The sequence below is a fragment of the Paenibacillus sp. A3M_27_13 genome (assembly GCF_024213315.1).
GTDB classification, from domain to species: domain Bacteria; phylum Bacillota; class Bacilli; order Paenibacillales; family Paenibacillaceae; genus Paenibacillus; species Paenibacillus polymyxa_B.
Window position 1 is genome coordinate 264,017 of record NZ_JANAVE010000005.1, and the last position, 24,964, is coordinate 288,980.

At 41.4% G+C, this 24,964-nt stretch carries 19 protein-coding genes and 1 pseudogene; 15 read left to right on the top strand and 5 right to left on the bottom strand.

Annotated elements, in window-relative coordinates; genetic code table 11:
- Positions 1-28: 28 nt before the first annotated feature.
- The gene (locus tag NLX82_RS19195; RefSeq protein ID WP_069079795.1) at positions 29-1,012 is read right to left on the bottom strand and encodes a glycoside hydrolase family 5 protein; all 984 of its coding nucleotides are present in this window, start codon (positions 1,010-1,012) and stop codon (positions 29-31) included.
- A gap of 473 nt (positions 1,013-1,485) precedes the next feature.
- On the opposite strand from NLX82_RS19195, the gene NLX82_RS19200 reads away from it, so the two are divergent.
- The 5 genes and pseudogenes from NLX82_RS19200 to NLX82_RS19220 all read left to right on the top strand — a co-directional run bounded on the left by NLX82_RS19200 (position 1,486) and on the right by NLX82_RS19220 (position 7,436).
- Positions 1,486-2,052: a 5' nucleotidase, NT5C type gene (locus NLX82_RS19200; protein WP_069079794.1), complete on the top strand. Its 567-nt coding sequence runs from the start codon at positions 1,486-1,488 to the stop codon at positions 2,050-2,052.
- A 121-nt stretch (positions 2,053-2,173) separates the two neighbouring features.
- Positions 2,174-2,968 (top strand): Nif3-like dinuclear metal center hexameric protein, encoded by a 795-nt coding sequence (locus NLX82_RS19205; RefSeq protein ID WP_069079793.1) that lies wholly within the window; start codon positions 2,174-2,176, stop codon positions 2,966-2,968.
- Positions 2,969-3,047: 79 nt separating this feature from the next.
- The gene (locus NLX82_RS19210) at positions 3,048-5,426 is read left to right on the top strand and encodes a glycoside hydrolase family 2 TIM barrel-domain containing protein (RefSeq protein ID WP_254348774.1); all 2,379 of its coding nucleotides are present in this window, start codon (positions 3,048-3,050) and stop codon (positions 5,424-5,426) included.
- A gap of 231 nt (positions 5,427-5,657) precedes the next feature.
- A pseudogene (locus tag NLX82_RS19215) lies at positions 5,658-6,853 on the top strand (MFS transporter).
- A 13-nt stretch (positions 6,854-6,866) separates the two neighbouring features.
- A complete protein-coding gene (locus NLX82_RS19220) occupies positions 6,867-7,436 on the top strand; it encodes a sugar O-acetyltransferase (RefSeq protein ID WP_076160523.1) in 570 nt (189 codons plus the stop codon).
- A 61-nt stretch (positions 7,437-7,497) separates the two neighbouring features.
- Here the strand turns inward: NLX82_RS19220 and NLX82_RS19225 are convergent, their stop codons facing one another.
- Positions 7,498-8,049, bottom strand: a complete 552-nt coding sequence (locus tag NLX82_RS19225; protein WP_023986881.1) for a helix-turn-helix domain-containing protein — start codon at positions 8,047-8,049, stop codon at positions 7,498-7,500.
- 113 nt (positions 8,050-8,162) lie between these two features.
- On the opposite strand from NLX82_RS19225, the gene NLX82_RS19230 reads away from it, so the two are divergent.
- From NLX82_RS19230 to NLX82_RS19260, 7 genes are all read left to right on the top strand, one after another.
- Positions 8,163-8,744, top strand: a complete 582-nt coding sequence (locus NLX82_RS19230) for a LysE family transporter (RefSeq protein ID WP_023986882.1) — start codon at positions 8,163-8,165, stop codon at positions 8,742-8,744.
- Positions 8,745-9,016: 272 nt separating this feature from the next.
- Entirely contained in the window at positions 9,017-10,756 is a 1,740-nt protein-coding gene (gene treC / locus NLX82_RS19235) for an alpha,alpha-phosphotrehalase (RefSeq protein ID WP_069079789.1), read from the top strand.
- A 91-nt stretch (positions 10,757-10,847) separates the two neighbouring features.
- Positions 10,848-12,806 (top strand): PTS system trehalose-specific EIIBC component, encoded by a 1,959-nt coding sequence (gene treP / locus NLX82_RS19240; RefSeq protein ID WP_069079788.1) that lies wholly within the window; start codon positions 10,848-10,850, stop codon positions 12,804-12,806.
- A gap of 73 nt (positions 12,807-12,879) precedes the next feature.
- Positions 12,880-13,638: a trehalose operon repressor gene (gene treR, locus NLX82_RS19245; protein WP_069079787.1), complete on the top strand. Its 759-nt coding sequence runs from the start codon at positions 12,880-12,882 to the stop codon at positions 13,636-13,638.
- 201 nt (positions 13,639-13,839) lie between these two features.
- Positions 13,840-14,580, top strand: a complete 741-nt coding sequence (locus tag NLX82_RS19250; RefSeq protein ID WP_069079786.1) for a LytR/AlgR family response regulator transcription factor — start codon at positions 13,840-13,842, stop codon at positions 14,578-14,580.
- A 1-nt stretch (position 14,581) separates the two neighbouring features.
- Entirely contained in the window at positions 14,582-15,883 is a 1,302-nt protein-coding gene (locus tag NLX82_RS19255; RefSeq protein ID WP_053324586.1) for an ATP-binding protein, read from the top strand.
- A 121-nt stretch (positions 15,884-16,004) separates the two neighbouring features.
- Positions 16,005-18,047 (top strand): serine hydrolase domain-containing protein, encoded by a 2,043-nt coding sequence (locus NLX82_RS19260; RefSeq protein WP_254348775.1) that lies wholly within the window; start codon positions 16,005-16,007, stop codon positions 18,045-18,047.
- Positions 18,048-18,160: 113 nt separating this feature from the next.
- Here the strand turns inward: NLX82_RS19260 and NLX82_RS19265 are convergent, their stop codons facing one another.
- From NLX82_RS19265 to NLX82_RS19275, 3 genes are read right to left on the bottom strand one after another with little or no spacing between them, the layout of a single operon-like run.
- The gene (locus NLX82_RS19265; RefSeq protein ID WP_023986889.1) at positions 18,161-19,354 is read right to left on the bottom strand and encodes a Ger(x)C family spore germination protein; all 1,194 of its coding nucleotides are present in this window, start codon (positions 19,352-19,354) and stop codon (positions 18,161-18,163) included.
- Positions 19,347-20,450: a GerAB/ArcD/ProY family transporter gene (locus NLX82_RS19270; protein ID WP_028541074.1), complete on the bottom strand. Its 1,104-nt coding sequence runs from the start codon at positions 20,448-20,450 to the stop codon at positions 19,347-19,349. Before NLX82_RS19270 ends, NLX82_RS19265 begins: the two co-directional genes overlap by 8 nt.
- A gap of 24 nt (positions 20,451-20,474) precedes the next feature.
- Complete coding sequence (locus tag NLX82_RS19275) at positions 20,475-22,154, bottom strand: spore germination protein (RefSeq protein WP_076160528.1); 1,680 nt, start codon at positions 22,152-22,154, stop codon at positions 20,475-20,477.
- Positions 22,155-22,386: 232 nt separating this feature from the next.
- Here NLX82_RS19275 and NLX82_RS19280 point away from each other — a divergent pair, with 232 nt between their 5' ends.
- From NLX82_RS19280 to rpiB, 3 genes are all read left to right on the top strand, one after another.
- Complete coding sequence (locus NLX82_RS19280) at positions 22,387-23,397, top strand: LacI family DNA-binding transcriptional regulator (protein WP_028541072.1); 1,011 nt, start codon at positions 22,387-22,389, stop codon at positions 23,395-23,397.
- A gap of 413 nt (positions 23,398-23,810) precedes the next feature.
- Positions 23,811-24,467, top strand: a complete 657-nt coding sequence (gene rpe / locus NLX82_RS19285) for a ribulose-phosphate 3-epimerase (protein ID WP_069079782.1) — start codon at positions 23,811-23,813, stop codon at positions 24,465-24,467.
- A gap of 19 nt (positions 24,468-24,486) precedes the next feature.
- Positions 24,487-24,936, top strand: a complete 450-nt coding sequence (rpiB, locus tag NLX82_RS19290; protein WP_023986894.1) for a ribose 5-phosphate isomerase B — start codon at positions 24,487-24,489, stop codon at positions 24,934-24,936.
- Positions 24,937-24,964 lie beyond the last annotated feature (28 nt).

Genomic DNA, 24,964 nt, shown 5'->3' on the forward strand with positions numbered 1-24,964 from the left:
GAGTATTTTTTATTTTCTTAATGTGTTTTTAGTAGATACCGGCTTTTTTCGATGTTTGTTTGATCCCGTTGCTTCCGTTAACTACAGTTTTTCCCCAATCCGTCAGATTGCCATTAGGTCCTGTTACAAGATCAAGGTAGGAAAGGTTGGAACTATTACCATACCAGGACCAGGCTAACCAGCCTACTCCTTTGGATTGGCCATATCTCATGATTTCTGTCTCGTCGACGTCTGCTCCCTGGTGGTAACCGCCAAATTCACCAATAATCAGAGGAAGTCCTTGATTCAGAACGTTATCAATATTGGTTCGAACAGTTTGAACATCTTTACCCGCGAACTCATACATATGGATGGAGAATACCGTATTCTTCAAAGAGTCAGCTGCAAATACAGATTTACCAAAGTCATTGATAGACTGAGGATATTGTCCCCATCCGGCACAATCGACGATGAGCGTATTTTTGATACCTGCGTTTCTCAACTTGGGAATCGCTTGCTTGTATCCATCAGCCCAACCACTTCCATTCCAAGAACCATACCATTCGTTCGCAATGTTTACGATAACCCGGTCTTCCTTGCCGATCAGAGCATCCTTTATGCTAATCCAGTAGTTCACAGCTGCATCCAAAGACGCATAGTCGTCTTTGCCTGTAGCGTCATGAACTTCAAGCACAGCAATCATTTTGTAACTCGTGACTAGAGAGATAATATTTTTCACGGAATTAATGTCATCCTTGGTGTACTGGTTTCCGTTAGAAAGGACAATTCGGACGGTATTAGCACCTGTCTGGGCAATTGCCGGGATAGCTGTATAAAGATCATTTTTGTACCATGTGTGAGCATGATTGACGCCTCTCATAACAAATGGCTTGCCTGTAGAATCATACAATTTGGTACCGCTTACATAAAATCCTGAAGCAGCTTCTACCTTTGAGAAAACTCCTCCTAAACCAATCATGATGAGCAAGCCGACCAGTCCAGACAATAATGCTTTTCTTAACAATACCTTCATTTTTATTCCTCCCTAAATATATTATTCAACTTCCTGCTATACAGAGATGAGGTAGGTATGTAAGTGTGTAAATAGCAGTAAGCTAAACACAAATTAAGCGTTTTCAATTTGGAGAAAAGTTATTTTTGTTATTCTATCATTTGAGTTTTTGTTATTCAATTGATTTTTTTGGTTATTTTTTGTGTTTTCTAAGAATAAACACATAGATTTATTATTTAAGTGAGATTTTCTATGATATCATTGTATTTATTGCTTATATTTGTTTGAAATTTAGTTTATTTTAATAAAACCAACCTAACTTTTTTGCTTTAATATATCTGATTTATGTAGATAAACCTAACGTTGTGCTTGGCTAATTATCTTGAATAAAGGCGAGATCTAATCGGCCAGCAATACCTAAGCTTCACCGCGATATTAAATTATAGTATGATATTCTTGTGAAAAATTTTACCAGAGTGAATAGGGGCAAGCTGATGAGAAAACCAATCATTGCAGTCGATATGGACGATACCATCTGTCATCTCGTCAAACGAGCCATATACCATAACAATAGTGAATTTCCCACTCATCCGCTTCGGTATGAAGAAATGTTAGATTGGAATACTGATCATCTACGTCATCCCAAAAGCACGCATGATGTATTTTATGGGCGACCGGGTTTGTTTGAGGAACTTGAACTGTATGACGAGTATGTTGTAGAAGAGATGGAGAAGCTTTGCAATGCTTTTGATGTCATTATTGTGACAGCGGCAGAACCCAAGACCGTCGTAGAGAAATGGAACTGGCTTCAAAGACATATGCCATTCATTCCGATTGAGAACTTTTTCCCATGTAAACGAAAGAACCTGATTAACTATGATCTCCTGATTGATGATGGTCCTCATAATTTAGTGCCTGCGCTAGAGGAGGGGAAAAAGGTGCTTTGCATTCCTCATCCATGGAATCTGAGAGTAAGAGAGCAATATGAGTTCCCCGTCATGACATCCTGGCAAGGAGCAAAAGAACGAATCGACTCCATTTTAGGAGTTCTGTATAAATAATAGAACCATTCGTAAAACAGCTGGCTCCTTTGGAACTGGCTATTTTGCTAGAAAGAATAGCACTTATGATTGAAATAAAATGGTACAATTGATATGCATTATCCATGAGGAGGGAACGTGTATGACCATGACTATGGGTCAGATTGTGAATCATCTGACCAAGGGAATAAGCATACCCAACACCACCGTAGATCTACTGGACCCAGGATATATAGATACTGAGGTGCAAGGAATTGTAACCGCTTTCTCAGCTTCGCAGTATGTAATAGAACAAGCTATTTCTCTAGGTGCAAATTTTATCATTACGCATGAAGGCATCTTTTATAGTCATCAGAGAATGCATGAATGTTTACTATATGATCCTGTTTTTTTGCAAAAATCTCGCCTCATTGCCGATGCAGGTATAGGCATTTATCGGTTTCATGACGCCATACATCGTTATCAACCGGATGGAGTGATGGTTGGGCTTCTTCAGGCGCTTAGCTGGCACAACTACATTGTGAAACAGCAGCCGACGGCCGCCATTTTGACTATTCCGGCTATGGAGGTTAAGGAGATCGCTGAATATATCAAAGCCAAACTACATATTCGTTATGTACGGGTGGCTGGCGAGGTTTCCATGCCATGTGAACGAGTGGGAATCTCAGTAGGATACAGGGGAGGTGGTGAACTAGCCATTCCATTATTTCTAAATGAAAATGTGGATTTAGTCATTGCCGGTGAGGGCCCAGAATGGGAAACACCAGAATATGTTAAAGATGCTGTCTATCAAGGGCAAAGTAAAGCACTTATCATGCTGGGACATGCTGAAAGTGAAGCACCTGGGATGAAGTATCTCGCAGATGTACTTTCCGCCCAATTTCCAATGCTCCCCGTACACTTTATAGAAGATCGCCCGGTGTATCAAATATTGTAATGAGAACACGTCTTTTGTGATGGTCATCCCGCACTGTTGTTATATCCGTTCATCCACTTTATGAAATGGAGGCAAGATGATGGGAAGCAGAGTGATTATGCCATTCAAAATAGATTGGAAATTTATAGAAGGTAATTATGCAGGTGCTGAGAAAATGGACTATAATGATGAGCATTGGCGGCTCCTTCAAGTCCCTCATGATTGGAGCATTGAAAAGTCCTTTGATCCGCATATGCTGTATGGTGGCAATCAAGCTTATTTGCCGAGATGGTCTGTCGGGTGGTACAGAAAGCATTTTAATGTGAAGCCCTCCTCTCCAAAACAGCGCGTATACATACAATTTGATGGCATTCACAGTAACAGTGAGGTTTGGATCAATGGGCATTTTGTGGGCAAGCGACCCTATGGATATGTTAGCTTTCAATATGATTTGACTCCATATATTCGGTGGGATGAGGAGAATGTGATTGCCGTCAAAGTGGACAATACGATTCTTTCACCTGATAGATGGTATTCGGGGGCCGGTATTTATCGTAATGTTTGGCTGATTTGTACGGATTATATTCATATAACCGAATGGGGGACTTACATTACCACACCTGAAATTTCGCCAGATGAAGCCAAGGTGACTGCCAGAATCCAGGTCACTAATCATCACGCGCATGCCGTAGAGTGTACGATTATGACTGAAATGCTGGACCCACAGGGACAGATCAAAGGAAAAGTGGAAAACCGAGTAACTCTTTCGGGCTGTGAAACGGGGGAAATAGAGCAAAAAGCGCGAGTTTTAGAGCCAGAACTATGGTCACCGGACAACCCACTGCTCTACGAAGCTCAGACGACGATCTATTGCGACAATACAGAGGTGGATCGTTATTGTACTCCTTTTGGTATAAGAGAAGTGAAGCTGGACACTCAAAAAGGTTTATTTCTGAATGGGCACAGCTTAAAGCTAAAGGGAGTGTGCATTCACCATGATTTAGGTTGTCTGGGGGCTGCTTACCATGATACAGCCATGAAGAGAAGGCTGCAGAGGCTGAAAGAAATGGGCTGTAACTCGATCCGTTTTGCTCATAATCCGATGGCGCCCGAATTATTAGATTTATGTGATCAGATGGGGTTCTTGGTGGTTGATGAAGCTTTTGACAAATGGAAGTCTCTTTTCTATGAGCATTTATATGATGAGTGGTGGGAAAAAGATCTGGAAGCAATGTTGCTCAGGGACAGGAATCATCCCAGTGTTTTCATGTGGAGCGTTGGGAATGAAGTGGAAAACCAAGGTCAGCCATCCATGCTCAAAATGTTGGAGCAGCTCGTGGGTTTCTGCCATGAAAAAGACCCAACCCGACCGGTTACATGTGCGCTTGAGCCGCATAATACACCGATCAGCTTGCGTGAGGGTTCGATTGAGGCCAAAGTGGAGCATACCAAACAGCTGGCACAACGAGTGGATGTTCTGGGGGTAAACTATCAGGAGCAGTGGTATGAGCACTATAGAGCGGCCATGCCGGATACGCTTATCCTTGGAACAGAAACATTCCCATACTATCGGGGTAAGGATAACCGGGTTAAAGGTTATTTGCCTATGAATCCCTGGTTTGATGTCGCTAATCATGATTATGTGATCGGTCAATTTGTTTGGAGTGGAATTGACTATTTGGGAGAAACGAGCTATCCCTCCAAAGGGTGGTCTTCGGGTCTGATTGATACTTGCGGATTCCGCAAACCAGTATCTTATCTCCAACAAAGTTTATGGTCTGATCAGCCTATTGTGCACATAGCCGCATTTAACGAACATATGAAATCGGAATTTAATCCGACATGGACGATGCACTGGAAATCTCCGGCTATGGAAGATCACTGGACATTTCCTGAATACGGTGGAAAATTGATACGGTTGGTTACTTTCACTAATTGTGAGAGTGTGGAATTGATCGTGAATGATGAATCATACGGTGAGAGGAAGCTAGTGGATTACCCTAATCATCTAATCCTATGGGAGCTTCCCTATACACCGAGCAAAATCCGGGCTGTGGGTCGTAATGGAAACGAGAAGGTTTGTGAGCATGAACTGACCACTGCCGGGGCTCCTTATGCTCTAAAGTTGGAGGCCGATCGGACGGTTCTACCTGCTGATGGGCATGAGATATCTCATGTGGAAGTAACCGTCATAGACCCAAACGGGACCATTGTACCTAACCAGGATTTTGATGTAACCTTTAAACTGCATGGTGATGGTCGTATCCTTGGAATAGACAATGGTGATCTCACCAGCGATGAATCCTTCAAGGGGAATGAGAGACGAACACACAGGGGAAGGTGTCTCGTTGTTATACAATCCGGTTATGTGGCTGGTGAGTTGTTGCTTCAGGCGTCAGCAGATGGAGGGTTGCTGGGAGAAACCAGATTGAAAATAGAAGAAGAATCCAAAAGACAATTCAAGGCTGATTCAGTATAGAGCTTGTATAGTTTAATTAAAAGGTCTGAATAGGTGACGAGTGCTCATGCTCTACCTGCTCAGGCCCTTTTTAATATGTTTACAACTGACAGTCAATAGCCATCTATGACTATAATTCTCTTTTTGACAAATAGTTTGGATACGAATAGAATGACTAATTATAATATAACTTATTAAAAGATTAATAAAAAGTGGTGATAAGGAGATAAGTAAATGCCAGTAGAACCCTCCATGAATCCCAGGGTAATTCGTAACATTTTATTTTTGTTATTCGCTTTACCGGGTGTAGCTTTTGCTTCCTGGGTGTCTCGAACGCCTATTATCCGGGATATTTTACATGTCTCGACTGCCGAAATGGGAATTATAATTTTTGGATTAGCCGCAGGTTCTTTAGTGGGACTACTTAGTGCAGGCAATATGATTTCTCGTATAGGTGGACGGGCGGTCATTCTGAGAAGTGCGATTTTGATTGTGATCGGTTTTGTCATTGTAGGGTTGGGAACTGCATTTTCGCTCACGAGCATCGTATTTGCTGGTTTGGTCATCTTTGGAGGTGGCTATGGGACAGCGGAAGTAGCTCTTAATGTCGAAGGTTCTGCGGTAGAAAATCAATTGCAAAAAACGCTTTTGCCCGCTTTTCACGGTTCATTTAGTATGGGGACACTTGTAGGTGCGGTTATTGGCTCTGGAGCAGCGGCACTACACATACCTGTTGTGGTCCATTTTGGAGCAATGGCTGTCATGATTGCAGCGGTAACTTTCTATTTTTATCGTTTTCTGCCCCGCAATACAGGTATAGAGAAAGAAGTTCCTACTCAAAAGGTCGGATCTAATCTCAAGGCGCAGCTTGCTGTATGGAAAGAAAGACGGATTTTATTGATCGGTATCATCGTGTTAGGTATGGCGTTTGCAGAAGGGTCTGCGAATGACTGGCTGCCGCTAACGATGGTAGATGGTTATGGCGTGGATTCTTTAACAGGTTCCTATATGTATGGACTATTTGTGGCAGCGATGACCATTGGACGTTTTACTGGCGGATTCATACTGGATAAATACGGCCGTGTCCCTGTGTTGAAAGGGAGTGCTGTCCTGGCTGCTATCGGTATCATTCTAGTGATCTGGGGACAGCATTACCTCATGGCCGGACTGGGCGTCGTATTATGGGGTTTGGAGCCTCACTTGGTTTTCCTGTGGGCTTATCTGCTGCCGGAGACGATCCTCGTGGTGCAGCTATCCGGGTTGGAGCCGTAGCCACGATCGGTTACATTGCCTTTTTAGTAGGCCCCCCAGGATTAGGGTTTTTAGGTGAACATGTTGGACTTCTGCATGCCTTGATTGTAGTGCTTGCTGGCGTTATTGTTGCTGGCTTGATATCGGGCGCAGCCCAACCTATTGGGATGAAAGAAAAAAATCAGATTAAAATATAAAGGGGATTGTCCCATGACTATGAAAACGGAAAAACAAAAGATGATGAATGGAGAACTTTATGTAGCTGCTGATCCTCAATTAACAAATGAAAGAGAGTATGCGAGAAGATGTGTACGTCTCTTTAATCAGACGGCAGAGACGGATCGTGAGTACCGTGAAAAGTTACTTAAGGAGCTTTTCGGGTCAACTGGTGAAAATATAGGTATGGAACCCAACATACGCTGTGACTACGGATACAATATCCATGTTGGGGAAAATTTCTACGCCAACTTTGACTGTACCATTTTGGATGTTTGCGAAGTGCGCATTGGAGATAATTGTTTCATGGCTCCAGGAGTCCATATTTACACAGCAACTCATTCCATAGATCCGTTTGAACGAATCGCTGGCCCAGAGTATGGGAAACCTGTAACGATTGGCAACAATGTATGGATTGGCGGTAGAGCAGTTATTAATCCCGGTGTTACGATAGGTAATAATGTCGTAGTGGCATCAGGAGCAGTAGTAACCAAGGATGTTCCAGATCATGTGGTTGTAGCTGGAAATCCAGCACGAGTGATAAAGCAAATTAAAATCTCCTAAACAGCATACAGGCAAATCATTTAATTTAAAGACTTGTATACTTATGGTCTTCAAGATTGAACTATACAGAGTAATAAATAATCATATTCACCCGAACCAGGGTTTCTCCTAGATTATAGTAAATGTGTGGGCGGTCTGCTTTAAAGCGGATCGAATCTCCAGCTTTAACCGTGTATATTTCCTCACTGACTTTTACCACCATCTCACCCTCAAATACCGTAATAAATTCTTCTGTACCTTCACGGTGCGGCGCTGAACTCAGTTCTCCTCCTGCTTCAATCTCTACGGTGTAAACCTCAAAATTTCTACTTCCTTCATAGGGGAAAAATGGATACAACCGATATTGATTATTTTCTTCAAGCACTTGTACTTTGCTTTTAGGAACGACTACTGCATCTGAAGGTGGTTCATTAATCAGAGCAGTGAAAGAGATTTTCAAGCCGTTCGCAATTTTCCATACGGTTGTAATCGAGGGATTAGATTCTCCGCGCTCAATCTGACCGAGCATCGTTTTACTGATCCCCGTCAGATCAGCTAATTTATCTAAACTTAATTTTCTTTCATTTCTTAGATGTTTCAAATTTTTACTTAAAATCAGATTAATATTCTCCATAATTCTTCGCTCCTATTGTGCTTTATAAAGAACATATTGTACAATCATAAAGTACAAATGTACGTCTCAACGTACATTTCATTCAATTATAACATACGGGAGTTGATTGTTGCATGCCGTTTATTCCGTTCCTTTCTTATGCACTTGTTAGCAGCTTTACGCCAGGTCCCAACAATATTATGTCTTTAGACAGTGCCAGGCGGTTGGGTTTGAAAAAAGCATTCCCATTCTTGCTGGGAGTAACAGCAGGTTGTTTCGCCATTATGCTGTTAGCCTGCTATTTTAATCTTGCTTTGTATCATTTTTTGCCACGGGTTAAGATCTGGATGAATGTTCTCGGCAGTCTGTATATGCTTTATCTGGCGGTGAAAATTGCAAAGAGCAAATCCTCTACGGAGGATAATGATCACAATGAGGGATATTCCTTCAAATCAGGACTGTTGCTACAATTTATCAATTTAAAAATCATTTTGTATGGTATTACGGTCATTTCAACGTTTGTAATGCCTTATGATGTATCGTATATAGAGCTTATTACGATTTCATTACTCCTGACTTGTATTGGTTTTGTAGCTGTAGTGAGCTGGGCGATTTTTGGCGCAGTGTTTCAACGTTTCTTGAATAAGCATGAGCGTTCCTTCAATATCATAATGTCCTTATTGCTCCTTTATAGTGCACTATCGATATGGATGTAAATGAGTACCTTATTCATCATAGAAAAGAAAGGTTCCTGACTATAGGCAGGAGCCTTTTTTCGTGTGAATTGAGCTTATTCTACGAGTCATAACATACAATCGGACAGAATGGATGAGTCTCCTGATCATTTAGCTGCAAAACGGGTATTACCTTAATAGATAAAGCTGTTGACAACTTGTATATACATGACTTAATCTTGTATATACAAGATGTTGAAAGCGTTATATTATTTTTTACGCTACTTCATTTCGCAAGAAAGGAATGAGCATGAATGGAAGCAATGAACAAGACTTTAATTCCTCAAGATAAGGACTGGTGGCGCAAATCAGTGGTCTATCAGGTTTATCCCAAAAGTTTTAACGATACAACGGGCAAAGGAACCGGTGATATAAGAGGACTGACGCAAAAGCTGGATTATTTAAAAAAACTGGGTGTGGATATTGTCTGGTTGCAGCCTGTATATGTCTCACCACAACGTGATAACGGGTATGATGTAGCCGATTATTGCCAGATTAATCCCGATTATGGAACAATGCAGGATTTTGAAGAATTGAGCGAGGGAATCCGGGCGCGTGGGATGTACCTAATGATCGACATCGTGGTTAACCATTCTTCCACAGAACATGCCTGGTTCCAGGAGGCACGGCTTTCTAAGGATAGTGAGTATAGGGACTACTATATCTGGCGTGATCCAGCACCCGATGGTGGACCTCCAAACAATTGGGTTTCCAAATTTGGTGGACCAGCTTGGCAATATGACGAGGCAACAGGCCAATATTTCCTGACACTGTTTGATAAGACTCAGGCGGATCTAAACTGGGAAAATCCCAAAGTCCGTCAAGAAGTTGTCAATCTGCTGGAATTTTGGGCTGAGAAGGGAGTTAGTGGTTTCCGACTGGATGTCATTAATTTGATTTCCAAGGATCAGCAATTCTCGGACGATGATAGAAGCACGGCTCCTGGCGACGGACGTAAGTATTATACGGACGGTCCACATGTGCATGAATACATCCATGAGTTACATGAGAAAGTATTTGCCAAACAGAATAGCGTCACTGTGGGTGAGATGTCCTCCACCTCACTGGATCACTGTATCCGTTATTCCAATCCAGAGAGAAAAGAATTGTCCATGACCTTTAATTTTCATCATTTGAAGGTGGATTACCCAAATGGACAGAAGTGGGAACTCATGCCATATGATTTTGAAATGCTGAAAAAGCTATTCTCGGATTGGCAAACGGGCATGCAACAGGGTGGTGGCTGGAGTGCATTGTTTTTTAATAATCATGATCAGCCAAGGGCAATCTCTCGCTTTTTGGATGATGGCGAATATCATGCGGAAAGCGCCAAGCTGCTGGCAACCACGCTACATGGTCTTCAAGGAACGCCTTATATATTTCAGGGTGAAGAGATTGGGATGGCCAACCCGCAGTGGGCAGACATTGAAGAGTTTCGGGATGTTGAATCTCTGAATATGTATCGTATCTTACAGGAGCAAGGCAAAAGTGCAGAAGAAGCATTGAATATCATTCGAGAGCGGTCTCGTGATAATTCGAGAACACCGATGCAGTGGGATGGCACTCGCAATGCGGGCTTCACTTCAGGTACTCCCTGGATTAAGGTAGATGAACGATATCCACAGATTAATGTTCAGGCTCAGTTAGAGGACCCGAACTCTATCTATCACCATTACCGTAAGCTAATTCATCTGCGTAAGACGGTGCAAGTCATTACCGATGGGAATTATCTACGCCTGGACGAAGCTCATCCTCAGGTCTATGCCTATCAACGCAACAATGAAGAGGAGACTTTGATCGTCATCTCCAATTTTAGCGGACAGAATACGCAATTCCGTATACCGGATTCATTTTATTCATCATTAGAAAATCAAGCGTTGGATGCGGCTGAGCTCTTAATTGGTAATACTCAGCACGCCCCGGAGCTAAAAGAAGTAATCTCTTTGACCCCATATGCTTCCTATATGTGGATTGTTCGTAGCCTTAGTGAATAGTATGGAGACATCAGGTAGCACCCCGGGTACGCTACTTTTTACAACCGGGGTTGCTGCTTTAAAATGAGCAAACGTTAAGGGAGTGGGCTAAATGGCGATTGAAAGATCACAGGTAGAAGACATTATAAAAGCCGTTGGTGGCAAAGACAACATAGAGGCCTCTACGCATTGCGTAACTCGTCTGCGATTTGCCCTTTATGATGATAAGCTGGTTGATAAAGATGCACTTGAACAAAATGATCTGGTCAAAGGCCAATTCTCTTCACAAGGACAGTATCAGGTCGTGATTGGCCCAGGTCTGGTGGATAAGGTATATGACGAAATGATCTCCATTACAGGAGGTAGTCGGGCTTCTAAAGACGATGTCAAAAATGCGGCAAGCAAAAAACAAAATCCAATTCAGCGTGCCATCAAGACGCTGGCAGATATTTTTATCCCCATCTTGCCCGCAATCGTGACTGCAGGCTTATTGCTTGGAATAAATAATATTTTGACTGGTAAGGGAATCTTCTTCGAAGGAATGGCTTTGGTTCAGGTCTATCCTCAATGGACCGACTTTGCTGCTATCATTAACACCATTGCCAGCACCGCATTTACATTTCTACCTGCCTTAATTGGATGGTCGGCCGTTGTCAGGTTTGGCGGCAGTCCTTTACTCGGGATCGTACTGGGTCTGATTCTGGTTCATCCGGATCTGCTAAGTGCATACGGTTATGCGGATGCGGTTACAAAGGGCACCGTTCCGGTTTGGAATTTGTTTGGGTGGGAAGTGAACAAGATTGGTTATCAAGGACAGGTTTTACCCGTTTTAGTATCCGCTTACGTGCTCGCCCACATTGAGAAATTCCTAAATAAGAAGATAGCGGATTCATTTAAGCTGTTACTCGTAGCACCGATTACATTATTAATAACGGGATTTCTGGCTTTTACAGTGATCGGTCCGGTTACTTTTATGATTGGTAATGCCATTACGTCTGGTCTTGTATACGTTTTCGATTTGGCTCCTGCGCTGGGAGGCCTGATTTATGGAGGCTTGTACTCCTTGCTCGTGATTACGGGAATGCACCATACTTTCCTGGCGGTGGACGTGCAATTAATTGGTACGCAAGGTGGGACATTCCTTTGGCCGATGCTGGCGCTGTCCAATATCGCTCAGGGTGCCGGAGCACTGGCAATGATGCTGGTATTGAAGGAGCAAAAGGGAAAAGGATTGGCTCTTACCTCTTCAGTGTCTGCATTTCTGGGTGTAACCGAGCCTGCCATATTCGGAGTGAATATCCGATATAAATATCCGTTTGTATTCGCAATGATCGGTTCCGGTATTGCAGGTATATTGCTCACCGTAAATCATGTGATGGCTTCTTCCATTGGTGTGGGCGGGATTCCAGGCTTCTTGTCTATTTTCCCAAACAACTGGGGTGTATTCTTCATCGGGATGGCGATCGTGTTAATTGTGCCGTTTGCTTTAACTTTAATGTATGGCAAGTTGTTAACTAAGCGCCGTCAGGCTGCACCAGCCAATGATTCCGTAAGGAAAGACTCGCTTCCGCAAAATACCGCACTAGATGTGCTTGAAGTGAGGACTCCCGTACGAGGACGTGTTGTACCGTTAGAACAAGTTCCTGACCCGGCTTTTGCCGAACGGCAGATGGGTCAAGGTATAGCAGTGGAACCGAAGGATGGCAAAATTCTTGCCCCTTTCAGTGGGCAAGTCATTCACATCATGGTGAAAAGCAAGCATGCCTTGATCTTAGAGCATCCGACAGGTGTACAGATTCTGGTACATGTGGGAATTAACACGGTGTCCCTGAAGGGGGAAGGATTCACCATGCATGTGGAGACAGGTCAAACCGTAAAGCAAGGACAACTATTGATGGAATTTGACCGTGAGCTGATTCAGAAATCGGGATACCCCATTATTACACCAGTCATTGTCCCGGATGGTCAGAGCATGATTGAATCGGTTGAGGAACTGCCAGGTGAGGCAGAAGATTTGCAGTATACCTTAATGAGAATTCATTTGAATTCTTCATCAGACAATACGAATTAAGTCAGATTCATCGTACAGCCTATTTTAGTGAACAGGAAGTGAAAGGATGCTACAATGAACGTGGTGATGAAAATTGACAAAGAATATATTTTTGCAAATTTATCAGGAGTACTCGGGACGAATCCAGACAGGCGAATTGGCTCCAGGCACGAAAATGCCATCTGAAAATGAACTGGCCCGAGAGTATAACACTTCTCGCGAAACCGTACGTAAGGCACTTCACTTGCTTGCACAAAATGGGTATATCCATAAAATAAAAGCTAAAGGATCTTTTGTTCTGGATATTGGACGGATGGATTTCCCTATAGGAGGCTTGGTCAGTTTCAAGGAAATGTCTGAACGGATTGGGCGTACATCACGAACAATTGTACATGAAAATCATTTAATTCCAGTTCCAGATGACATAGCCAATCATCTTGAGATTAACAAAGACAAGTATTTGGTCTGGAAAGTTATTCGTGCGCGTGAGATTGAGGGTGAATGCGTCATACTGGATAAAGATTACTTTCGATCAGACATTGTACCTGTGCTTACCGAGGAAATTAGTCGTGGGTCCATCTACGAATATTTGGAGGGAGAACTCCATCTTCAAATCAGTTATGCCAAAAAAGTGGTTTCCGTAGAAAATGCAGACGAAGAAGATCATAAGCTGATGGACCTTCAGAACTACACTCATGTGGTCGTAGTACGTAACTATGTTTATCTGGAGGACACCACCTTGTTCCAGTATACCGAGTCAAGGCATCGGCTGGACAAATTCCAATTTGTCGACTTTGCCAGACGTTCCCACGGTGAAGAGAAAAGAACTGATTTTTTTAATAACGATCAATAAAACAGTTAAGAAACCCCGTCTTTTGAAGACGAGGGTTTCTTTTTTGCCTTGGATGCAACTGCTGAGCAGCTTGTATACTGGCATTTGAGGGATTTGAATTTGCGTTTTATCCAAAAGCTGTTTATAGAATATTAAAAGGTTATATACTGTTTAGAATACAATTCCATGATCAATGCAATGGGAATGAGGTGTATGTTATTTATGTATAGAGTGGCTATCTGCGATGATGAGCACAAGCACAGAGAACTTGTTAAAAATATGCTGATCACTTTGTCGATAAAGACCAATATAGAATTTAAAGTTGAATTATTCGACTCAGGAGAACAGCTGGTATCTCATTATCAAAACCATGAATCTCCATTCCATATCTTAATATTGGATGTTGAAATGAATGGCATAAACGGAATTCAAACCGCCCAAAAAATAAGGAATTTAAATCACCTGGATGAACAGATTGTTTTTTTAACGAGCTACCCTGAATATATGGTGGAAAGTTTTGACGTAGTCACATTTCAGTATTTAATAAAACCGATTGCTCCCCATATCTTTGAGGAAAAAATGATAAAGCTGTGTCAATATTTTCAATCTCTCGATAAAAAATTCGTTATCATCAAGTCAGCTTATGAGGAAGTGCTTTTAAAATATGATGATATCATTAGTATTGAAGTGGCCAAAAGCTTAACCATAAAAAACAAACTGCATTTTGTAACCTCTACTCAAACCTATGATAGCAAAGGGATTCTTTCGGACTATGCTTCAGCATTAAAAGAACATAATTTTCTACAAATTCATCGTTCGATTATTATAAACTTAATTCATGTGAAAAAATTTGCTGGCGGTGATGTTTTGATGTCAAATGATGTGAAGTTACCTATTGGGCGTTCTAAAATAAAAGAAGTTAAAGATCTATATACCAAATTTATGATCATGAAGATGCATTAATATGATGGAATATAGCTACCTGCTTCTTAACCTATGTGTTGTACTGGTGATGTGCTTTCAAGTGAATTTTTACTTTAACTCCGTTTTTGATAAGTCCAATCGAAAGCCAAATAGATTCATATATTTCATTATTTTCGGGTTGCTGAACATCTTATATTTAAGTGTTTATCTGTCTCCTACGCTATCCTCGATTTTGGCATTACTTGTCATATTTAGTTTAGCGCACTCGTATACAGTGGAAATAAAGACAAAGATCATTTTTTCTATCCTTTATGCTGTATTGATAACCATCGTTAATTTTATATCTCTTTATATTTTATATGCTGTAGGCTCCGTTAAAATTAGCAACTTTAGCCATTTGGGTGGGCAAGATCACTTGATATCCTCTAAGGTTATGTTACTCAGCTGCATTATCATGTTTGCTGTCATTCAGATTATACGGCTATTTGCCAAACGCAGAACCTTCCCTTTGCAGCATCGTTACTATATTTTATTTTTAATCGTTCCCATCATAAGTTTATACCAGGTCAATGTTTTATCTGTTTATAGTGAAAAGAATATGTATTATTTTGGTTCTATTATTAGCTTTATTTTTTTAAATGTTTTTATCATATATATTTTCGATAATATCATTGAAAAATTTCAATTAATGCATGAAAATGCTCAATTACAACATCAGATGGACTACCAAGATGCTAACTACGAAAAAACGGTTTACAGCTTCAAAAATATGAAAAGAATCATTCATGATACACACCAACAGTTTTTGTATATTGAAGAATGTATCAAGAGAAATGAATTGGCTGAGGCGAGTGAACATATTAAGGTTACATTAAATAAAATCGAAGGAGCCTATCAAAGGGTTAATACCGGTAATCTGGTTATAGATGCTCTTGTCACAAATAGTCTTAATATTGCTCAGGCCAATGGCATCAAGGTAGATACTCAGCTTAACTTGTATTCACAAAAAGTAAATATTGAACGTTATGACTTGTGTGTCGCTCTGGGCAATATGCTGGATAATGCCATAGAAGCATCTAAAAAGATCAAGATTGCGGATGATAGGTACATTCTTATTAAAATACATTCCAATGAGTCCGCGCTTTTCATTCACATCCTTAATCATGTGGAGAATGAAGTGGCTCATTTGCATAGTCAAAAATCAAACCCGGATGTACATGGCATTGGCTTGACCAATATATCCAGAATATGTGACAAATACGGTGGGAATATGACCATTGAAACAAAAAATAAAGTATTCGATAATATGGTTTTATTGCCATTTTATAAGGACAATTCTTAGACATCTTGCTGTTTAGGGATTGTTTTTTTCGTTTCAGGATGACTTTTTTATATAGAATCCTCGTTCATAGTATGATCAGTCCAGTAATAATCTGGGAACCCATAAGAGGAGGAAATATGGAATGAAGAAAATAATAGCTGTGTTCATTTCGGCTATGCTTTTTGTACTGCCGATGACGAATGCTTTTGCTCAAGACAATCCTGAACTTATTAAGGAAAAGGCTCGCAATCTGGCCTCGGAGCTGGTATCCAAATACGGTGCTAGCGGTGTGCAGTATGCCATTAGGGACCATGGAAACATCGTATTATCGGATAGCGTGGGTGTAAAGAATAAAGCAACCAACGAGCCAATCACCAAGGATACGATGTTCGGTATAGGCTCTACAAGCAAAATGTATGTATCTGCTGCAACGATGATGCTGGTGGATGCCCATAAGGTAGATATTGATCAGCCGCTAACAACATACATTAAGGACTTTACAATGGCTGATGAAAGATACAAACAAATTACACCGCGTATGCTGTTAAATCATTCGTCGGGTCTTTACGGTGCCCACTATAAAAATAGTATGTTATTTAATGACAATGATACAGAAAATCATGATGAGCTATTGCTGAGATTACGATCAGAAACTTTAAAATCCAACCCCGGCGAATATTCTGTATATAGTAATGATAGTTTTCAATTGCTTGAAATATTGGTTGAACGGGTGAGTGGTCTAAGTTATACCGAATTTCTGGCAAAGCATATTAGTGCCCCTTTGGGTTTGAACTCTACGAAAACACCACTCGATCAGTTTGACAGACAAAAGCTGTCCAAAACTTATTTTCCTGCGATTGAGGGGGCCTTACCCGTTGAAAATGCCAATGTCATCGGGACAGGGGGCTTATACTCTACCGCAGAAGAGGTGGCTATGTTTTCAGAAGTATTAATGGGGAACAGACCCGATATTTTATCTGCACAATCGGCGAAGTCCATGCAAAGTCATGAATATCGAAAAGGAATATGGGTACCTGAGGAGACAAACAGCTTTAATTATGGGCTTGGCTGGGATGCGGTTCAGTTGGCACCGTTTAGTGATTACGGAATAACTGCGCTATCCAAGGGTGGGGATACTGTTTTGTATCACTCTACTTTGATCACCATACCAGAGCATCAAATTTCTATGGCTGTGCTTTCATCTGGAGGGTCTTCCATCTTAGATAGTATTTTTGCTTCTAACGTTTTATTGGAAGTTTTAAAAGATAAGGGCATCATTAAAGACATCATACCGGATAAAACATTTGAGGCTCCTGTAAAAGTGGAAATGCCATCTGATTTACTTTCTTATTCGGGATTATACGGTTCTGTGGGTACAACCATCAATGTAGAGATTAAAAACGGTGAGTTTGATTTACCTGCTTTTTTGGATGGATTCGTCCCGGCGCAAAAATATGTGTATACAGGTGATGGACAATTCAAAAGCAGTGATGGCAGTGTAGCCGTAAGCTTTGACAAACAAAAAAACGGGAAAACGTATATTAAGGCTAACATTTATTTAAACTTTCCGGGATTAGGCCAAATGGTTATGGTGATTTATGAATATCAAAAGCTTGATGCCAATCCTCTAAATACTACAGTTAAAAAGGCATGGGAAAATAGAAACGGGAAAAATTATTATGCTTTGGATGAAAAGATATCTTCCATATTTTATCTGGCCCCCTCATTTATAACAAAAAAAATATCCGTTGATCATGATGGATACGCAAGTGGTACTAAAATTGTGGATGAGAATAAAGCAGTAAATGCCGTTGAGATTCCTGTTATGAGTGGAAGAGATGCATTTGATCTGAATTTTTATACCAAGGATGGTTCGGAGTATTTAACCATAGATGGACAATCCTATATCAGTGAAGATGCTGTTAAACCTATCTTGGGAGGAAAATCAGTGTACACCATACCATCTAATGGCCAAGCCACATGGTATAAAATAGATAAAAACTCAGCCAATAAAACGATGACCGTTGATTTTCCAAAAAGCGGAGGCTTCGCTGTCTATGATGAAAACGGAGCGGTTGTACAATTTTCAACTGCTAGCAATAACAATTCGGTTGTACTGCCCAAAGGTGGCTTGATCGTTTTAGGTGGCCATGCAGGGGATGGATTTAAAATCAATTTGAATTAAGCGTGTAGCCGCTTCTGGAAATTCAGGAGCGACCGTTGCAGTGTTGGATGGTTATGAAGACAACCGCGAATCTTAAGTCGAATTGGCTTTTATATAAGGCCAATTCGACTCTTTCATTCGGCAGATGAGCCTAAATCCGTAATAGATAATTTTATATCGAAGGTTACGGGTATTTTGCTGAATTTGTAATCCCAATCATCCTTTACTTTTTTCCACACTTGAGGCTGCTCAATATTTAAACGTTCGCCAAAACTGGCGACATCGACTTTATATTCTGATTGTAATTTGTGCATAAGAGACTTAATCCTTCTAGTCACTTCTTTTTCAAATTCTTTCTCAGCCTCTTTCATGTTTCGTGTCTCTGTCGGGTTCACTTTCTCATCCCAGTTTTCGATTAAACGTCCTTTGGATTCAATTTTTACGTGAAACGAGATATCGTTACCCTCGGTCACCTTCGCTGTTATTTTGCTTTTTACCGATTTGATCTCATAAGTTATAGCTTCATTCCGCTTGTCATACGTTTTGACAGCTCCGCCCTCAACATCACCTTTAATCCATGCAATGCTCTCTACGTCTTGTTGTCCCAAACTACCGATCCAGTGACCGGTGTCTCCTTTAATAACACCAGCACCCGAAAATTCTAATTCCCCATCGGATTCAGAAATGTTTTGCAATATATAGCTTTTTTTGGAGTGCATCAACCCATCCAATTCAGACAAATTGACTCCCCTCATCACCTTGCTGGTTCTGAAATGATTACGAAGCATATACAGAATATGAATGGATGGGACCTCGTCCTTATATTTGGTAACTAAGGTATCAGCTGCACGTTCCTTACTTAAGAAAACAAAACAACTCGGACGAATATCATTATCACGAAGCACAAAATCCATCAATTGCTGCATCGTCTGTTGTTCTGCCAATTTGGTGGAAACCACCATGACCTTTAGATGGTGACCAATAATCGGGCGATCCAGACGGAGGGATAATTGCCGGAAGATTTCAAGTAAAGAATCCCCGGTGGCAGCTATATTAATATAGTTTGGCCCTTGTCCACCACCTTGTTTTGCCGTGTTTCCAAAAGTCTTTTTGGGGACGATTTGCACAGTGGCAGTAATTTTATTTTTCTTGAAGTAACGGCTGCCTTCCTTTTCCAGGTCCTTTTCCACTGTGCTGGGCTCACCCTTATCCAGAGCCAGTCCTGTATACATGCTTAGTTCTTCTATTTCTCTGCTGCTCCAGCAACCGGCTTGAGTTACCAGGAGAATGAAGGCAAGCAGCAAAGATAGGATTTGTTGCCTATACATTTTGCTTCATTCCCTTCTTCCTGATCATGAAAACGATGGAGAGAAGTACCGGGACCAGAAAAAATAAAATGATTCCCATGTATCCGATCGCATCGCCTAGGCTAAACACTTCCATCATACGAACAGGAGTCATTGTGGAGATAAAGATAATTGGGATTAAGCCGAAAATCGCATAACGATATTTAAGGCCAAATACCTGTGAGACACCTAAGGATGCATTGAAGAAAAAACTGCAGAAATTACAAAACATTTGCATCATCCAGATTACCAGCAACGGAAACTCAAGACGTTCAAAAAGAAATCCGGAGATTTCAAAGCTGCGCATTAAATTAATGGTGGGCCAGGTACTTGTCATAGTAGAGTCCACCGATAACCCGCCGACTACCATAACTACTGTCAAAAAGTATAATACCCAAGGGATGCTGATTCCCACTACCATGGCCTTTATGGCTTTTTCAGGGTACTGCAAGAAAGCGACCAGTGTCATGACGACTTCACATCCAGTGAAAACAAGGACAGTCGACTTTAGCCCCTTAACTACTGGAAGAATACCGTTACTCAATACAGGACGAAGATGGTCAATTTCAAAGATCCTTAGGCTAAGGACAAAACAGATGAGTAAAAAGAAGAGACTGATCGGGAGTACAATCTGGTATAACCGCGCAATGGGATTAATACCTCCAAAAACCAGATAACTTCCCACCCAGATGAATGGAATCACAATCGCCCATATGGGTGTCCCTTCAAGCAAAAAATAAATCGTCACTTCAGCTAAAACACGAATCTCAAAGCCAGCGATGATGATAAAGTATATGATTAATAATAGACTTAAAAATCCTCCTGGAATGATACCGACGATTCTCCTGGAGTATTGATACACAGTGTTTCCGGGAAATTGTTGGCTTAATTTTACCATGAGCAACACCACTAATATGACAATACATCCGCCAAGCAGGACAGAGAGCCATGCATCCGGAGTCTTTACCGTTTCAGTTACACCTCTTGGCAGTGTCAAAATCCCTGCGCCCAATACCGTATTGGTCAGGAATACTGCCGCCTGTTTGGATGTAATCTTATCATCAGAACGTCTAAACACAATCCTTCCTCCTTCCTCCGGGTGCTATGATTTGCGCTTGCTTTGCTGAGTTTTCATCATAACGGGTCTTCGTTTCATCAGAGATATAGGGGCTCGAATGTACACATCCTTCCAGTCGCTTGGACGCATAGGGGAGAAGGGAGTCACATACGGTACGCCAAAGCTTTTTAATTTCGTCAGATGGATACAAATTAACAGAAAGAACAATACGGTTCCAAACATGCCCAGGATTGCTGCAAATAGCATGCCAACGAAACGCAAAAGACGCAAGGTAATGCCCGCACTATATGTCGGTATCGAAAACGAAGAGATGGCAGTAACCGAAACCACAATCACCAGGAACGGGCTAACAATGCCCGCATTGACAGCAGCATCGCCGATGACTAAGCCTCCCACAATGCCCATGGCAGGACCGATAGGTTTGGGCAATCGTATGCCGGCTTCCCGCAGGATTTCGATAGAGATTTCCAGAATCATAACTTCTATGACAGATGGAAAAGGAACGCCTTGACGGGTCTCGATGATGCTAATAATCAGCTTGGTTGGAATCAAACCGGGATGAAACGATATGAAAGAGATATATAAAGCAGGACCCATAAGCGCTATAAAAGCTCCGCAAAATCGTAACACGCGTAAAAGTGTCCCTGGAATCCAGCGCTCATAATAGTCCTCGGGAGATTGGAGTAGCATACTGAAGGTCACCGGAACAATAAGTGCAAAGGGAGTACCATCCAGCAGAATCGCTACTCTTCCTTCCAACAAAGCACTTATGACACGGTCGGGGCGCTCAGTGTTGTGAGCCTGCTGGAACGGACTTAAATAATTGTCTTCAATAAGTTGCTCCACATAACCGGATTCAGCTAAAAAGTCCATGTCTATTTTTGAAATTCTGCTGTTTACTTCTTCGAGGAGATCCGGATTCACAATATCCTTGATGTACGCGACAACCAGATCTTTTTTGATTCGGCTTCCCACTTGGAATTTCTTCATTTCCAGACTTTTGTTTATGCCTTGGCGTCGAAGCATCGAAGTATTTTCACTTAATACCTCCGTAAAACCGATCCTGGGACCCCGAAGTAATGCTTCAGAGGTTGGTTCATTGACGGAGCGAATGGCGCCATTAGGCGAGCCTACCAGCAGTGCTCCCTTCATTCCTTCAATTAATAAGGCAGTATGCCCTAAAAGTATAGACTCCTGCAGGTCCTCCATATCAGCAACTTCACTAATTTGCGTAAGCGGCATCAAGCTTTCTTTTATAAAAGAGCTATTTATACTTTCCTGCTGTTCCTGTGGGGCCTGCTGGCCGTCAAACATCAAGACCTCCAATACCTGCTTGCTCATTAGCTTTTCATCCTGCATACCATCTATGAAGACTAAAACGGACCGTGCATGATATTTCTTTACTACAAACTCACGAAAATGCACATCACTATTTTCGCCTATAGCCTCTCGGATCGAATTTAAATCGGAATCGTAATTCCCTGAAATTTTGGAGCTTGGTTCATGCTGTTGATCAATGTGCCCTTCGTTATTTTCATCGGAGAGAGAACGACCAGAAGAATGCTTGGATTTCGCTCCCTTACTGCCAACAAACGAATAAATCGAGGTGTTTATATAATAAATCCCTAAAGGAATAATCAACGCGAGGCCTGCTTGAAAGAGTGTACTCCAGCTTGGAATATAAGAAATTATTTTAGACCACATGATGATCACCTCCATACGATTAATTCATTTTTCCTTAAGATACAAGTTGTTCCTAAAGTATTCCTTATAAAGGTTGTATTTACTCATTAAATGGTATGTTGACTTGTGGTCTCTTCGTATTTTGGCGGAAAACTCTTTCTATGCTAGTGTGTCAGTTGACACCCATATTAGGATTATGTTAATCTCCAATCAGGAAAACGTTTACTCAATATAATTATTTGAGGGAAATAATATGAAAAAAAATCAAGTGTCCATAAAGGATATTGCCAGGTTAAGTGGAGTTTCTGTAGCTACGGTTTCCCGTGTGATTAACGAGAATGGTCGCTTCTCTGAGGAAACACGGCAGAAGGTTGTTGAAGTAATCCAAAAGTACCAATATGAGACTAACAGCATCGCCAAAAGCCTGCGGATGAGTAAATCACAGACGATTGGCGTTTTGGTGCCGGATATTAATAATGAATTTTTTTCAGTCATTGTACAAAAAGTGGAAAGCTTCTTTTTTAAACAAGGATATTCTACCATTATATGTAATACTGCTAAAGATGCGGAGAAGGAACGAGAATATTTGAAAACTTTGGATGGAAAAATGGTAGATGGTCTGATCTGCATTTCGGGTCAGGAGGAGCTTTCTGCGGAATTGCTTAAACGTCCCATTCCGATTGTATGTATTGACCGACGACCAAAGATTAATACGAACGTAGCTTTTATTGAGTCCAATCATTATGAGGGTGGATTTTTGGCGACAGAGGAGCTGATTAACAAAGGCTGCAAGGAAATTTTGCTGTTGACCAAGCAAAACAATCTATCCTCTGTTAATGAGCGTCTGTACGGGTATAAAGATGCTCTGCAAAAGCATGGACTGCATCCATCCGAGGACCACTTGGTTGCAGTTCGCAATGATGGGCCTACTCTGGAGACCGCACAGGCTGCTATTAAACATGTCTTGGAAAAAGGACTGCGGTTTGACGGTATTTTTGCAACTAATGACTGGTTGGCTTTGGGCGGATTACTGGCGTTACAGAAATTCGGAGTACAGGTCCCCGGTGAAGTCAAGATAGTGGGTTTTGATAATGACACAATTTCCCAATATTGTAATCCACCATTGACCACAATTGAACAGGATAAAGAAACACTTGCAGATAAAGCTTCCAGTATGCTGCTTCGTATGCTGAGTGGAGACAAGATGGAACAAGAGCAGCATTATTCCATCCCAGTACGATTGATACAACGCAGTACCACCTAGTTTCGTGGTCAGATATCATCTTGCATTAGCCAAGGGAGAGGTGAGCATAGGTACTGTTTTACCTCTCCAGAGTAAGATGGTCGAGCTGTGCTCTATTATGCTGTAAACTTTCCCGTTTAATATCCAACAAAAAAATGGTTTGACAACAATATCAGAAAATGATAACTTTAATTATGTTAAATGTAATCGTTTACCCAAGAGAGTTCAGAATCCATATGATGTGTGAGAAACCAACAAGTGATGGAGTTCGAGCCATGAACTGTTGTTATTTTTTTCAATGGGTAAACGTTTTCTCTACTGATTTATTCAATACCAAAGGGCATAAAGATCAACTGCTGCTTTTTGGAAAATCGAAAACAGATTATGTCGTTTGAGTAATCGTTTACTCTATTTTAGAAGAAGGGTGATTATGAATGAGTATGCTATTATGTCCTTCCATGATGTGCGCTAATTTCAGCTCCTTGGAACATGAAGTAAACGCGCTGGAAGAAGCCAATGTGGATATTTATCATATTGATATTATGGATGGTAGATTTGTCCCTAATTTCGGAATGGGGCTTCAGGATTTGGAGTTTATCCGTAAACAAACCCAAAAAACAATGGATGTACATCTGATGATAGACAACCCTTCCGCCTATATTGATTTATTTGCCGATAAGGGTGCAGACATCATTTATTTTCACCCGGAGGCCGATATGCACCCGACGCGCACCATTGACCGAATTGTTGGAAGCGGGGTAAAAGCGGGAATCGCTCTTAATCCGGGGACAGCCATTGCTGCAGTAGAACCTTTACTTGGCATGGTTGACTATGTGTTGGTCATGACCGTAAATCCGGGTTTTGCAGGGCAAAAATATTTACCCTTCGTGAACGACAAGATTAAAGCGCTGCAAGCTTTTAAACGCGAAAAGGGATTGAATTATACAATCGTGGTTGATGGGGCTATCTCCGAAGAGAAGATCAACGAATTGGCACACTACGGGGTTGAAGGATTCGTACTGGGGACATCCACTTTGTTTGGTAAAGAAGAATCTTACAAAACCATCATTAACAGATTAAAAAATATCTAATTCGGGGAGGAATAAAGCCATGAAAATTGCCATCGGTAGCGACCATGTGGCTGTAGAGCTTAAAACGACGATTTCAACTTATCTTAATGAACTGGGTCATGAGGTCATGGACTATGGACCGCAAACTTCAGAAAGAACCGACTATCCGAAGTATGGAAAGCTCGTTGCAGAGGCTGTGGTCGGAAAGCAGGCTGACGCAGGCATTCTGATTTGCGGCACAGGCGTGGGAATATCCATCTCGGCCAACAAAGTCAAGGGAATTCGGGCTGTAGTATGCAGCGAGCCTTATTCTGCACAGTTGTCCAAGCAGCACAACAATACAAATGTTCTTGCATTCGGTGCACGTGTCGTCGGAAGCGAATTGGCGAAAATGATAGTGAAATCATGGCTTGAGGCTGAGTTTGAAGGAGGACGCCATGGCGACCGCATCAAGATGATATCCGACATCGAGGAACAGCATTTGTGCTGACGAACGACCACTTAAAACATAAATGACT

Excerpts from the sequence above, each read along its gene's own strand:
- NLX82_RS19275 (WP_076160528.1), bottom strand. The coding sequence starts at position 22,154 with ATGTGGTCTAAAATAATTTCTTATATTCCAAGCTGGAGTACACTCTTT.
- NLX82_RS19250 (WP_069079786.1), top strand. The coding sequence starts at position 13,840 with ATGTATAGAGTGGCTATCTGCGATGATGAGCACAAGCACAGAGAACTT.
- treP (WP_069079788.1), top strand. The coding sequence starts at position 10,848 with ATGGCGATTGAAAGATCACAGGTAGAAGACATTATAAAAGCCGTTGGT.
- NLX82_RS19230 (WP_023986882.1), top strand. The coding sequence starts at position 8,163 with ATGCCGTTTATTCCGTTCCTTTCTTATGCACTTGTTAGCAGCTTTACG.
- NLX82_RS19200 (WP_069079794.1), top strand. The coding sequence starts at position 1,486 with ATGAGAAAACCAATCATTGCAGTCGATATGGACGATACCATCTGTCAT.
- NLX82_RS19210 (WP_254348774.1), top strand. The coding sequence starts at position 3,048 with ATGGGAAGCAGAGTGATTATGCCATTCAAAATAGATTGGAAATTTATA.
- NLX82_RS19255 (WP_053324586.1), top strand. The coding sequence starts at position 14,582 with ATGATGGAATATAGCTACCTGCTTCTTAACCTATGTGTTGTACTGGTG.
- NLX82_RS19225 (WP_023986881.1), bottom strand. The coding sequence starts at position 8,049 with ATGGAGAATATTAATCTGATTTTAAGTAAAAATTTGAAACATCTAAGA.
- NLX82_RS19195 (WP_069079795.1), bottom strand. The coding sequence starts at position 1,012 with ATGAAGGTATTGTTAAGAAAAGCATTATTGTCTGGACTGGTCGGCTTG.
- treC (WP_069079789.1), top strand. The coding sequence starts at position 9,017 with ATGGAAGCAATGAACAAGACTTTAATTCCTCAAGATAAGGACTGGTGG.
- NLX82_RS19220 (WP_076160523.1), top strand. The coding sequence starts at position 6,867 with ATGACTATGAAAACGGAAAAACAAAAGATGATGAATGGAGAACTTTAT.
- NLX82_RS19260 (WP_254348775.1), top strand. The coding sequence starts at position 16,005 with ATGAAGAAAATAATAGCTGTGTTCATTTCGGCTATGCTTTTTGTACTG.
- NLX82_RS19280 (WP_028541072.1), top strand. The coding sequence starts at position 22,387 with ATGAAAAAAAATCAAGTGTCCATAAAGGATATTGCCAGGTTAAGTGGA.
- rpiB (WP_023986894.1), top strand. The coding sequence starts at position 24,487 with ATGAAAATTGCCATCGGTAGCGACCATGTGGCTGTAGAGCTTAAAACG.
- NLX82_RS19265 (WP_023986889.1), bottom strand. The coding sequence starts at position 19,354 with ATGTATAGGCAACAAATCCTATCTTTGCTGCTTGCCTTCATTCTCCTG.
- NLX82_RS19205 (WP_069079793.1), top strand. The coding sequence starts at position 2,174 with ATGACCATGACTATGGGTCAGATTGTGAATCATCTGACCAAGGGAATA.
- rpe (WP_069079782.1), top strand. The coding sequence starts at position 23,811 with ATGAGTATGCTATTATGTCCTTCCATGATGTGCGCTAATTTCAGCTCC.